The sequence below is a fragment of the Arthrobacter sp. ZGTC212 genome, assembly GCF_002929255.1.
GTDB lineage: Bacteria > Actinomycetota > Actinomycetes > Actinomycetales > Micrococcaceae > Arthrobacter_B > Arthrobacter_B sunyaminii.
Genome location: NZ_PJIJ01000002.1, coordinates 666,406 through 678,804 on the forward strand (window position 1 = coordinate 666,406; position 12,399 = coordinate 678,804).

10 protein-coding genes are annotated in these 12,399 nt (G+C 64.2%); 5 read left to right on the forward strand and 5 right to left on the reverse strand.

Annotated features, from left to right (window positions below; genetic code table 11):
- Positions 1–38: 38 nt before the first annotated feature.
- From sufC to CXQ89_RS09805, 4 genes are all read right to left on the reverse strand, one after another.
- On the reverse strand, positions 39–836 hold the full coding sequence (sufC, locus tag CXQ89_RS09790) for a Fe-S cluster assembly ATPase SufC (protein WP_104054206.1): 798 nt from the start codon (positions 834–836) through the stop codon (positions 39–41).
- A 108-nt stretch (positions 837–944) separates the two neighbouring features.
- Complete coding sequence (sufD, locus tag CXQ89_RS09795; protein WP_104054205.1) at positions 945–2,276, reverse strand: Fe-S cluster assembly protein SufD; 1,332 nt, start codon at positions 2,274–2,276, stop codon at positions 945–947.
- On the reverse strand, positions 2,276–3,751 hold the full coding sequence (gene sufB, locus CXQ89_RS09800) for a Fe-S cluster assembly protein SufB (protein WP_104054204.1): 1,476 nt from the start codon (positions 3,749–3,751) through the stop codon (positions 2,276–2,278). Before sufB ends, sufD begins: the two co-directional genes overlap by 1 nt.
- Positions 3,751–4,542 (reverse strand): metalloregulator ArsR/SmtB family transcription factor, encoded by a 792-nt coding sequence (locus CXQ89_RS09805; RefSeq protein WP_181032285.1) that lies wholly within the window; start codon positions 4,540–4,542, stop codon positions 3,751–3,753. The genes sufB and CXQ89_RS09805 overlap by 1 nt, the downstream gene beginning before the upstream one ends.
- Before the next feature lie 117 nt (positions 4,543–4,659).
- Here CXQ89_RS09805 and CXQ89_RS09810 point away from each other — a divergent pair, with 117 nt between their 5' ends.
- From CXQ89_RS09810 to CXQ89_RS09820, 3 genes are read left to right on the forward strand one after another with little or no spacing between them, the layout of a single operon-like run.
- A complete protein-coding gene (locus CXQ89_RS09810; RefSeq protein ID WP_104161117.1) occupies positions 4,660–5,619 on the forward strand; it encodes an ABC transporter ATP-binding protein in 960 nt (319 codons plus the stop codon).
- Positions 5,616–6,359: an ABC transporter permease gene (locus CXQ89_RS09815; protein WP_104161118.1), complete on the forward strand. Its 744-nt coding sequence runs from the start codon at positions 5,616–5,618 to the stop codon at positions 6,357–6,359. The genes CXQ89_RS09810 and CXQ89_RS09815 overlap by 4 nt, the downstream gene beginning before the upstream one ends.
- A 5-nt stretch (positions 6,360–6,364) precedes the next feature.
- Complete coding sequence (locus CXQ89_RS09820; protein ID WP_258060022.1) at positions 6,365–7,369, forward strand: heme A synthase; 1,005 nt, start codon at positions 6,365–6,367, stop codon at positions 7,367–7,369.
- A 364-nt stretch (positions 7,370–7,733) separates the two neighbouring features.
- Here CXQ89_RS09820 and CXQ89_RS09825 read toward each other — a convergent pair whose 3' ends face one another.
- Positions 7,734–8,630, reverse strand: a complete 897-nt coding sequence (locus CXQ89_RS09825; protein WP_104104088.1) for a heme o synthase — start codon at positions 8,628–8,630, stop codon at positions 7,734–7,736.
- Positions 8,631–9,070: 440 nt separating this feature from the next.
- Here CXQ89_RS09825 and tkt point away from each other — a divergent pair, with 440 nt between their 5' ends.
- Positions 9,071–11,260 carry a transketolase gene (gene tkt / locus CXQ89_RS09830; protein WP_104161120.1) on the forward strand — a complete coding sequence of 730 codons (2,190 nt, stop codon included), beginning with the start codon at positions 9,071–9,073 and terminating at the stop codon, positions 11,258–11,260.
- A 23-nt stretch (positions 11,261–11,283) separates the two neighbouring features.
- The gene (tal, locus tag CXQ89_RS09835) at positions 11,284–12,399 is read left to right on the forward strand and encodes a transaldolase (RefSeq protein WP_104161121.1); all 1,116 of its coding nucleotides are present in this window, start codon (positions 11,284–11,286) and stop codon (positions 12,397–12,399) included.

Sequence of the window (12,399 nt, forward strand, 5' to 3'; positions counted from 1 at the left end):
CATCTGCTCCTGTGCAGTTGTATCGGTCAGGGTGGTGCCTAGGCCTTCAGGGCGTTGGCAGTGGCGGTGGCCGCCGTGGCGTTGGCGCCGGTGAAGCGGTCGTAGCCTTCTTCTTCCAAACGGTCGGCCAGTTCCGGGCCGCCCTGCTCGGCAATCCGGCCGTCAACGAAGACGTGGACGAAGTCCGGCTTGATGTAGCGCAGGATCCGCGTGTAGTGCGTGATGAGCAGCGTGCCCATTTCGCCCTTGGAGTGTTCGCGGTTGACGCCTTCGGAGACAACCTTCAGGGCGTCAACGTCCAGGCCGGAGTCCGTCTCGTCGAGGATGGCGAACTTCGGGCGGAAGAGCTCGAGCTGGAGGATCTCGACGCGCTTCTTCTCACCGCCGGAGAAGCCTTCGTTGACGTTGCGCGACGCAAAGTCGGCGTCGATGCGCAGCTGGCTCATGGCAGCCTTGACGTCCTTGGTCCAGTGGCGCAGGGAGGGTGCTTCGCCGTCGAGCGCGGTCTTGGCGGTGCGCAGGAAGTTGGTCATGGTGACGCCGGGAACCTCTACCGGGTACTGCATGGCCAGGAACAGGCCGGCGCGGGCGCGCTCGTCCACGCTCATGGACAGGACATCTTCGCCGTCGAGCGTGATGGAGCCGCTGTCCACGATGTAGCGGGGGTGCCCGGCAATGGTGGAGGCCAGGGTGGACTTGCCGGAGCCGTTGGGGCCCATGATGGCGTGCGTCTCACCGGTGTTGATGGTCAGGCTGACGCCCTTCAGGATCTGCTTCTTGACACCCTGTTCGGTCTCAATGCTGACGTGAAGATCCTTGATCTCAAGAGTAGACATACGAGTTACGCTTTCTCCTTTGCACGCTCTGGTGCGTATTTAAGCTTCAAAAAGTGTGGGTGCAGCTTCGGTTCCCCGGGAGCCGCACGGCTTTCGGGGAACCGGGTGCTAGCTCTCGACTGCTGCGAGCTCGCGCTCGACGGCCTCGGTGAGGCGCTCTTCCAGTGCCGGAACCTTGATCTGCTGGATGATCTCGTTGAGGAACCCGCGAACCACCAGGCGGCGGGCAACATCCTCGGGGATGCCGCGGGCCATCAGGTAGAACAGGTGCTCGTCATCGAAACGGCCGGTGGCGCTGGCATGGCCGGCGCCCTCGATCAGGCCGGTTTCGATTTCCAGGTTCGGTACGGAGTCCGCGCGGCCGCCGTCGGTGAGCAGCAGGTTGCGGTTGACCTCGTATGTGTCGGTGCCTTCTGCCTCCTTGCGGATCAGGACGTCACCCACCCAGACGGTGTGCGCATCGCGGCCCTGCAGGGCGCCCTTGTACATGACGCGGGACTTGCAGTTCGGCACTGCGTGGTCCACGAACAGCCGCTGTTCCAGGTGCTGGCCGGCGTCGGCGTAGTACAGGCCGAACATCTGGACATCGCCGCCGGTGGCAGTGAACTTTGAGGACGGAGTGACACGCACCAAGTCACCGCCGAGGCTGATGACGACGTGCTTGAACTTCGCGTCACGTCCAATCCGGGCGTACTGCGCAGAAGCGTGAACGGCGTCGTCATCCCAGTCCTGAACCGACACAACGGTCAGTTCAGCACCGTCTTCGACGACGATTTCCACGTTCTGGGACAGCGTTGCCGATCCCTTGTGGTCAAGCACGACCACTGCCTTGGAGAACTTCTCCGCGGTAATGACCACGTGCTGGGCTGCGGGGTCCTTGCCGGCACCGGTCATGGTCAGCGTGACGCTGCCGTCAACGACGGTCTCGGCGGGGATGGTCACAGCGGTGGCCTCGGTGAAGGCTTCCCAAGCTGCTGCTGCCACCAGATCCTCGGGGATGCCGGCGGACCCGATGCGGGCATCGGTGCGGGCGACGTTCTCCACCCGGACACCGTCGGGAGCCACCACGGCAACCTCGGGGGCGGTGCCCGTGAGTTCGGCAGTGTGCAGGCCGCGAAGGCGCTTGAGCGGGGTGAACCGCCAGTCCTCTTCACGTCCGGTCAGTTTGCCGAAGTCGGCCCGGTTGTAGGAGGTCAGGCGTCCGGCGCGTGAGCTGTCCGGAATGCCTGCCCCTGCGCCGTGGCTGTGGGACTTGCTGCTGTCGCCGCCAAGAACCGAGGAAGATTCATTCAGCGGAGAGAGGTTCTCGCCCTCTTCGGTGAATCCGTCAATCCGGACACGGCTGTCCCCTGAGGGGGCGCCAATCCTGGCTTTGACTTCCTCTACTGCATTGCTGACCTTTTCGGTCACGTTTTCGACGACGTCGTTAAGCTTCGACATTAACCGACGGCTCCTTCCATCTGGAGTTCGATGAGGCGGTTGAGTTCAAGGGCGTATTCCATCGGCAGTTCACGCGCAATCGGCTCAATAAAGCCGCGCACGATCATTGCCATTGCCTCGTCCTCGGGAAGGCCGCGGGACATGAGGTAGAACAGCTGCTCCTCGCTGACGCGGGAAACAGTGGCTTCGTGGCCCATGGTGACGTCATCTTCGCGGATGTCCACGTACGGGTACGTGTCCGAGCGGGAGATGGTGTCCACCAGCAGGGCGTCGCAGCGCACGGTGTTGGCCGAGTGCTTGGCGCCTTCGCGGACCTGGACCAGGCCGCGGTAGGCAGCACGGCCGCCGCCGCGGGCCACGGACTTGGAAATAATGGAGCTCTTGGTGTTCGGTGCAATGTGGACCATCTTGGATCCGGTGTCCTGGTGCTGGCCCTCGCCGGCGAAAGCGATGGACAGGGTCTCACCCTTGGCATGCTCGCCAACCAGGTAGACGGCCGGGTACTTCATGGTGACCTTGGAACCGATGTTGCCGTCGATCCACTCCATGGTGGCGCCCTCGTGTGCAATGGCGCGCTTTGTCACCAGGTTGTACACGTTGTTGGACCAGTTCTGGATGGTCGTGTAGCGGACGCGGGCGCCCTTCTTCACGATGATTTCGACGACGGCCGAGTGCAGCGAGTCCGAGGTGTAGATCGGTGCCGTGCAGCCCTCGATGTAGTGGACGTAGGAATCCTCGTCCGCAATGATCAGGGTGCGCTCAAACTGGCCCATGTTTTCCGTGTTGATGCGGAAGTAGGCCTGCAGCGGGATTTCCACGTGGACGCCCTTGGGGACGTAGACGAAGGAGCCGCCGGACCACACGGCCGTGTTCAGGGAGCCGAACTTGTTGTCGCCGACCGGGATGACAGTGCCGAAGTACTCCTGGAACATTTCCGGGTGTTCCTTCAGGGCGGTGTCGGTGTCCAGGAAGATGACGCCCTGGCGTTCCAGGTCCTCGCGGAGCTGGTGGTAGACAACCTCGGACTCGTACTGCGCTGCGACGCCGGAAACCAGGCGGCCGCGCTCAGCTTCGGGGATGCCGAGCTTCTCATACGTGTTGCGGATGTCCTCGGGGAGGTCTTCCCAGGTGTTGGCCTGCTTCTCGGTGGAGCGCACGAAGTACTTGATGTTGTCGAAGTCGATGCCGGAGAGGTCTGCACCCCAGGTGGGCATGGGCTTCCGGTCGAAGTACTTCAGGCCCTTCAGGCGAAGGTCCAGCATCCACTGGGGTTCGTTCTTCTTTGCCGAGATGTCCCGGACAACTTCCTCGCTGAGCCCGCGGCGGGCGTTTGAACCCGCGACGTCGGAGTCGGCCCATCCGTATTCGTAGGTACCGATGCCCTCGAGCTCAGGGTTTTTCTCCAGGATGTCTGAAATCACAGAATCCGGCACCGCGGCGGGCGCCGTTGACTTCTGGGTTGCTTGATCCGTCATCACGGCCTTTCTTGCTGATGAATGGATGTGGACTTATTGGTTTCGGCGTGCACGGGGACGTGCGCCTCGGACCTGGTGCGGCCCACGGGTATGTGGGTCGTACAAACATGCCCGCCGCGGGAAAGCGTGGAAAGTCTACGGACATCCACGTCCAGCAGCCGGGCAAAAACTTCGGTTTCCTTGTCGCAGAAGACCGTGTAGGAACTCGCCAGTCCCTGAATGGGGCAGTGCCCCTGGCACAGCTGGACGCTGAGCAGTGTGCTGGGCTGCTTCGCCGTCCCGATCAGAGTGGTCGAGCCGACAAACCCGTCCTTGGTCAGCTCTGCTGCCAATGCTTCGGCCTTATCCTGAACGGCGGGACCGGCCGCTTCCACGACCGGACGGTAGCGTTCTTCCATCCGGTCGAAACGTTCGGCGGCGAACTTCTCTATCGCCTCCGGCCCGGCTGCGAGGCCGAGCTGGCGCAGGGCTTCGGTGGCGATGTCCAGGTAATCGTTGCCCAGATACGCCTGACCCTGCTTGCTCAGAACGTACCGGCGCGCCGGCCGCCCTGCACCCGACGAGGGATTGTTCACTCGCTTGACTTCGATCAGTCCCTTTGCGGAAAGCGCATCAAGGTGCCGGCGGACTGCTGCGGGGGTGAACCCGAGCCGTTCGCCCAGCTCCGCTGCGCTCACCGGGCCATGCTCCAGCACCGCGCCCAGGACACGGTCCCGGGTGCGTTCCTCCGCTTCGCGGGCTGCTGCCGGCTTGGCGACTGCCTTCGGCTCAGAGTTACTCACAGAATACACAACACAAGCATGACGTAATTTGTTCCTGCCTGCCAGTAAGGACAGGCTACCCACCGCCTGCCGAGGCCCGGAGATCGCCGGCCCGGGTGCACTGCCCTGTACTACCTAACGTAGAATATGACGGTGCCCAACGATGAACCCTGCCTGACCATAAAAGGCCTGATCAAGGACTGCGGCCCGGTAGCCGGTCTCGACGGCAAGATGATCCGGGTACTGGCCGGCGTCGATTTTTCCGCCCGCCGCGGTTCCGTCACTGCCCTGCTCGGTGCCAACGGCGCCGGCAAAACCACTACTTTGGAGTGCGCCCAGGGCCTGCAGCCCATCAATGGCGGCGAAGTGCGCCTCTTGGGGCAGGACCCCTACGGAGCGGGAGCTGAGCTGCGCAGCAGGGTGGGTGTCATGCTGCAGGACGGCGGCCTCCCCCCGTCCGCCCGTCCGGTCCCCCTCCTGCACCACATCGCCTCCATGTACGCGGATCCCCGCCCTGTGGATGAGCTGGTGACCCGGCTCGGCATCGGCAGCTTCGCCAACTCCAACATCCGCCGGCTCTCCGGCGGGCAGAAGCAGCGGCTGGCGATGGCCGCCGCGCTGATCGGCCGCCCCGAAGTACTGTTCCTGGATGAACCGAGCGCCGGCCTTGATCCGCAGTCCCGGCAGATTGTCTTTGACCTCATCTCCGAGCTGCGTGACGACGGCCTGGGAATTATCCTCACCACCCATCTGATGGACGACGCTCAGAAGCTCGCCGACTACGTCTACATCATTGATGCGGGCAAGACGGTGGCGCAGGGCACCGTGGCCGAACTCACGGCGCAGACCGACGAACTGGCCGACCAGCGGCTCCTGACCTTCGACGCCGCACCGGGACTGGATCTGGCCGCCGTCGGTCTCCCCCATCTGGTGATCAGGGAATCCCCGCCCGGACACTACACAGTGCGCGGAGCCATCACGCCCGGTGATATTGCGGCACTCTCCGCATGGTGGGCACACGGCGGCATCCTTCCGTCCGCAATCCATATGGCATCCCGTTCCCTGGAAGACGTCTTCCTCGACCTGTCCGGAAGGGAAATCCGATGAGCGCCCCCGCCTCCCTGCCCGTACGCATCCTGAACCAGGGGCGCTACGAAGCCATCACCATGCTTCGCAACGGTGAGCAGCTGATCCTGGCCGTCTTCCTGCCGCTGATGGCATTGATCGCCCTGTCCGTGACTCCGGTCCTGGACGGTTACGGCACCTCGCGCGTCAACATGGCGACGCCGGGAATCCTGGCTCTGTGCGCGATGTCCACCGCGTTCACGGGGCAGGGAATCGCCACCGGCTTTGACCGCCGCTACGGCGTCCTGCGGTTCCTGTCCACCACCCCGCTGGGCAAGGCCGGACTCATCGCCGGCAAGGGAATCGCCGTCGTCGCCGTCCTGGCCATCCAAGTGGTGGTCGTGAGCATCGTCGCCGCGTTCCTCGGCTGGGAACCGTCCTGGACCGGGATCCCGGTGGGCCTCGTGTCACTGCTGATCGGCGCTGCGGCCTTCACGGCGCTGGGCCTGCTCGTGGCCGGCACCGCCCGGCCCGAAGCCACCTTGGCGGTCACCAACCTGCTGTGGATCCTGCTGGCCGCCGTGGGCGGCATCATTATCCCCGCCGGCAATTTGCCCGACATCATGCAGCCCTTCGTGGAGATCCTGCCCTCCGCCGCGCTGGGTGAAGCCATGCGCTCCGCACTCATCGACTCTTCTTTTAATATCCCCGCCACGCTGATTCTTCTGGCGTGGACAATCCTGGGTGGCCTTGCTGCTGTCCGCTGGTTCAAATGGAGCTGAATTCCGTGTCATCCACATCTTCCGGCCGAGCCTCATCGCCCGTCGTCCCTTCGCCGCCCGCGGAGAACCTGCCTGCTACGAACAAGTGGGTACGCGGCCTTGCCGTTGCATCACTGGTTGCCAACATCGGCATCGTCGTCACCGGCGGCGCCGTGCGCCTGACAGCCTCCGGGCTGGGCTGCCCGGAATGGCCGCTCTGCACACCGGATTCCCTGACCACCACCCCGGAAATGGGCATCCACGGGATTATCGAGTTCGGTAACCGGCTCCTGACCTTCGTGCTGGCTGCCATTGCGTTTGGCATGGTGTTCAGCGTTTGGAAAATCCGGGCCGAACGCCGTGACCTGTTCAAACTGTCAGTGGCGCTGCTGGCCGGAATCCCCGCCCAGGCACTGCTGGGCGGTATCACGGTGTGGACCGGACTCAATCCGTGGATCGTGGGAGGCCACTTCATCGTCTCGATGGTCCTCATTGTGCTGGCCACGGTCCTCGTGAACCGCGCCTGGCTGTCGCCGCATCAGCTGGGTACCACCAACGGCCCGCTGGCAACGCGCTCCCTGCGTCCGCTGCTCGGGGCCCTGGGAATTGCGTCGGCACTGTCCGTGCTGCTCGGCGTCGTCGTTACCGGCTCCGGACCGCACGCCGGAGACCACGGAGCGGCCCGCAACGGGCTGGATCCGGATCTTATGACCCGCCTGCACGTGGTGCCGGTCTATCTGCTCGTTTTTGCCCTTGCCGTGGCCCTCTACCTGGTGTACCGCCACGCAACCGACGGACGGCTGCGCTCCTCGCTGCTGCTGCTGACCGTTGTGGTCCTGATCCAGGCCGTTATTGGTTACACCCAGCACTTCCTGCACCTGCCGATTGTGCTGGTGGGACTGCACATGCTGGGCGCCTCGCTGCTTACCGCTGCAGCCGCCCACGTGGTCTTCACCGGCTTCTCGCGGCAGGTTCCCGGCACTGATCCGGCTGCCCGGCCTGCCGGAGCCGCCGCTTCCCGCCGGGGCTAAACCTCTGCGGGGCGGGAACCGCGCGCCGAGAGACTTCTCGGCCATGTGCGCCGAAGCCTGAACGGGCCGGATTCTTCGGAATCCGGCCCGTTTTTTGTCCAACGGGGCCTCTTGCTTTCCTTTTCGTCGGGTGGCTGGGACCGACTGTAGAGGCCCTGCCGCAATCCCCGCGGGGAAACGGCATCAACGGGTCACTCGACCGAGGGAAAGGGCCTTAGCCGGACACTCGGCGGGCCGGAGTGGCTTGCCGCGGGACGGCTCAGGATCCAGGAACGTCACTGCCGGCAGACACAGGAAGGGCCGGAGGCGTAAACCTCCGGCCCTTCCTGGTACGTCTTGTTGCGACTGACCGTCTAGACAGGTCCTACAGCAGCGGGCCGCCCACAAACGGGTCGATGGCCAGCGCCAGGAACAGGATGGTCAGGTAGCTGATGGAGCCGTGAAAGACCTTCATGGCGGTCTTGTCCGTGACAGTCTCATGCTGTGCCCGGTTGTGCAGGCGGTGGGTCTCGGCCAGGAACCAGACACCGGACAGCACAGCTGCCAGGGTGTAGACCCACCCGGCGCCTCCCGCCGGGATGAGCAGGAGCGAGCAGGCCACCGTGGCGTAGGCGTAGAGGACAACCTGCACCGAGACCAGCTTGGCTCCGGCAACGGCACCGAGCATCGGCACCGACGCGTTGCGGTAGTCCTCGCCGTACTTCATGGACAGCGGCCAGTAGTGCGGCGGCGTCCACAGGAAAATGATCAGGAAGAGGATGACCGCAGGCCATTCCACCTTGTTGGTGACCGCGGCCCAGGCGATCAGGACCGGCATGCAGCCGGCAATGCCGCCCCACACAATGTTTTGGGTGGTGCGGCGCTTGAGGATCAGCGTGTAGAAGACCACGTAGAGCAGGATCGCGCCCAGGCCCAGGAGGCCGGTCAGCGGGTTGGCGCCGAACCAGAGCAGGGCGATGGAAACAACGCCCAGGACCCAGGCGAACACGAGAGCCTCGCGCGGGGACACTTCGCCGGTAACCAGCGGACGGTTCTTGGTCCGCTTCATCAGCTTGTCCATGTCCCGGTCAATGTAGCAGTTGAACGCACCGGCGCTGCCGGCTGCAAGGGCACCGCCAACCATGGTAAAGACCACGAGCCACAGGCCCGGCAGTCCCCGCTCGGCAAAGATCATGGTGGGCAGCGTTGTAACCAGCAGCAATTCGATGACCCGGGGCTTGGTGAGTGCCACGTAGGCCCGGAGCTTACGTCCTGCCGTCATCTTGCCGGTATACACCGGCAGGTCGGCGGGGGCTTGCTGCGTTGTCACGGGGCGATCACATCATCCAATCTGGGCCGGAAAAGTCCACCATCATCATAGCCTCTATCGGCTGTAGAAAACGAAGCCCTGCGATGCGGTACCCCGCGGCACTGTATAAAGCGGCCCGAAGTCCCACTGGAAGAAACGATACGCCCATTGCCACCGCCTACGGGATAAGGTTGGAGCGGACCTTTCCCGCGGCTGCCTAATAGCCGCCGGACAGCACCGAGCGGGACCGTGGGAACAAAGAATTTTCCCGATTGCGGTAAGGATTCTACTCCACGTCCTGTTGTTGTGGTTAAGGAACCGGCTGCGCTGGATAACCAGTGCAACCAGGAGTCTCCGGCGTCTTGGGCGCCGGTCAACTGTAGTGAGAGAGGGGCCCGGTAAACGTGCCACATATGGAAGAGCAAGAACTGACCTGGACAGATCTGGACCGGAAGGCGGTGGACACCGCCCGAGTCCTGGCCGCGGACGCCGTCGAGAAGGTCGGCAACGGACACCCGGGAACGGCCATGAGCCTGGCGCCGGCAGCGTACCTGCTGTTCCAGAAACTGATGCGCCACGATCCCTCGGATCCCCAGTGGACCGGCAGGGACCGTTTCATCCTCTCCCCCGGGCACACCTCGCTGACGCTCTACATCCAGCTCTTCCTTTCGGGTTACGGCCTGGAGATCGGAGACCTCGAGGCACTGCGCACCTGGGGTTCCAAGACCCCGGGCCACCCCGAGTACCGCCACACGGCCGGCGTCGAAATCACCACGGGTCCGCTGGGTCAGGGCCTGGCTTCCTCCGTAGGCTTCGCGTTCGCCCAGCGCCGCCTCCGCGGCCTGCTCGACGCCGATGCCGCGCAGGGCGAAAGCCCGTTCGACCACACCACATGGGTCATCGCCTCCGACGGCGACATGCAGGAAGGTGTCACGGCTGAGGCCTCCTCGCTGGCCGGCCACCAGGAGCTCGGCAACCTGGTCGTCATCTACGACGAGAACCACATCTCCATTGAAGACGACACCGACATCTCCTTCACCGAAGATGTCCTGAAGCGCTACGAAGCTTACGGCTGGCACACCCAGCGGGTGGACTGGACCAAGACCGGCGAATACGTGGAAGACGTTGCCGAGCTGTACAACGCTCTGCTGGCGGCCAAGGCTGAAACCAGCAAGCCGTCCATCATTTCACTGCGGACCATCATCGGCTGGCCGTCGCCGAACAAACAGAACACGGGCAAGATCCACGGCTCCGCCCTGGGCAAGGATGAAGTTGCCGCGCTGAAGGAAGCCCTGGGCTTTGATCCGGAGAAGTCCTTCGACGTCGACCCCGCCGTTCTGGAACATGCACGCCAGGCCGTCTCCCGCGGCTCCGAAGCGCGCCGTGAGTGGGAGGAGCGCTTTGAGGCCTGGAAGGCTTCGAACCCCGACGGCGCCGCTCTCCTGGAGCGCATCAGCAACGGCACGCTTCCCGAGGGCTGGGAAAAATCGCTGCCCGAGTTTGAGGCCGGCAAGGACATGTCCACCCGCGCCGCATCCGGCAAGGTACTCTCGGCCATCGGCCCGGTACTGCCCGAACTGTGGGGCGGCTCGGCCGACCTTGCCGAGTCCAACAACACCACCATCGAGGGCTCCCCGTCCTTCATCCCGGCCGGCAAGCAGACCAACGCCTGGTCCGGCAACCCGTATGGCCGGGTCCTGCACTTCGGTATCCGCGAACACGCCGCTGCGGCGATCGTCAACGGGATCACCATGCACAGCAACACCCGTGCCTTCTCCGGAACGTTCCTGATCTTCAGTGACTACCAGCGTCCGGCCATCCGCCTGGGTGCCCTGATGGGCGTGCCCTCCATCTACGTGTGGACGCATGACTCCATCGGCCTGGGCGAGGACGGCCCCACCCACCAGCCGGTGGAACAGCTCGCTTCGCTGCGTGCCATTCCCGGACTCGACGTGGTCCGCCCGGGCGATGCCAACGAAGTGGCCGTGGCCTGGAAGACCATTCTGGAAAACACGGAGAACCCCGCCGGCATCGTGCTGACCCGCCAGAACATTCCCACGTACCAGCGCGGCGACGGCGGCGCCACTGCTGAGTCCTTCGGCTCTGCCGAGGGCGTGTCCCGCGGCGGCTACGTCCTGGCCGAAGCGGTCCGCGACGGCTCCGTTGTTACCCCGGACGTCATCCTGATCGGCACCGGTTCCGAGGTTCAGCTGGCCGTCGAGGCCCGTGAAGCCCTCGCAGCCGAGGGAATCGCGGCCCGGGTGGTTTCCATGCCCAGCATCGAGTGGTTCAACAGGCAGGATGCGCAGTACCGCGAGTCGGTCATCCCCAAGGACATTAAGGCCCGCGTTTCGGTGGAAGCCGGAATTGCCCAGGGCTGGCGTGAACTCGTGGGCGATGCCGGACGCAGCGTCTCCCTTGAGCACTTCGGTGCATCCGCCGACTACAAGACCCTCTACCGCGAGTTCGGCATCACCGCCGAGGCCGTTGCCGAAGCAGCACGCGATTCGCTGGCAGCCGCAAACGGCACGGACACCCCGCCGTCGGGCACTTCTGCTGCACCGTCAGGCGAGCAGTCCACCGAAACCGGCGACCAGAAGTAATTTCAGTTACAAGGAGACAATTTATGACTTCCACACCCACCGCACAGCTTTCTGAAGCCGGCGTATCCATCTGGCTGGACGACCTGTCCCGCGAACGCATCGTCTCGGGATCCCTCAAGGACCTGATCGAAAACAAGAACGTCGTTGGCGTCACCACGAACCCGAGCATCTTCGCCGCTGCCCTGGCCAACGGTGAGTCCTATGCCGCGCAGGTTCAGCAGCTCTCACGCTCCGGCGCCGACGTGGACAAGGCCGTTTTCGAGATCACCACCGACGATGTCCTTCAGGCGTGCGATGTCTTTGCCCCCGTGGCTGAAGCCACGCACGGCGTGGACGGCCGCGTGTCCATCGAAGTTGATCCCCGTCTGTCCCGCGACACCGAGGGCACCATCCGGGAAGCCAAGGAACTGTTCGACAAGGTTGGCCGCTACAACGTGCTGATCAAGATCCCGGCCACCAAGGAAGGCCTGCCGGCCATCTCCGCGACCCTGGCCGCGGGCATCAGCGTGAACGTCACGCTGATCTTCTCGCTGGAGCGCTACCGCGAGGTCATCAACGCTTACATGATGGGCATTGAGCAGGCCAAGGAAAACGGACACGACGTGTCCAAGATCCACTCCGTGGCATCCTTCTTTGTCTCCCGCGTGGATGCAGAGATCGACAAGCGCCTGGACGCCGCCGGCACCGATGAAGCCAAGGCACTGAAGGGCAAGGCCGGCCTGGCCAACGCCCGCCTGGCCTACCAGGTCTTCGAGGAGCAGTTCGCCTCCGAGCGCTGGCAGGTCCTGGCAGCGGCCGGAGCCAATGCCCAGCGCCCGCTCTGGGCTTCCACCGGCGTCAAGGACCCGGCGCTGCCGGACACCCTGTACGTCACCGGCCTGGTTGCACCGCACACGGTCAACACCATGCCGGAGAAGACCCTGAACGCCACTGCCGACCACGGCGAGGTCACCGGCGACACCATCACCGGCACCTATGAGGAATCCAACGCCGTCCTTGATGCACTGGACGGTCTCGGCATCTCCTACAACGACGTCGTTGAGCAGCTGGAAACCGAAGGCCTGGACAAGTTCGTGGTCAGCTGGGGAGAGCTGCTGGAGACCGTTCAGACCGCACTGGATACCGCGAAAGAGGCATAG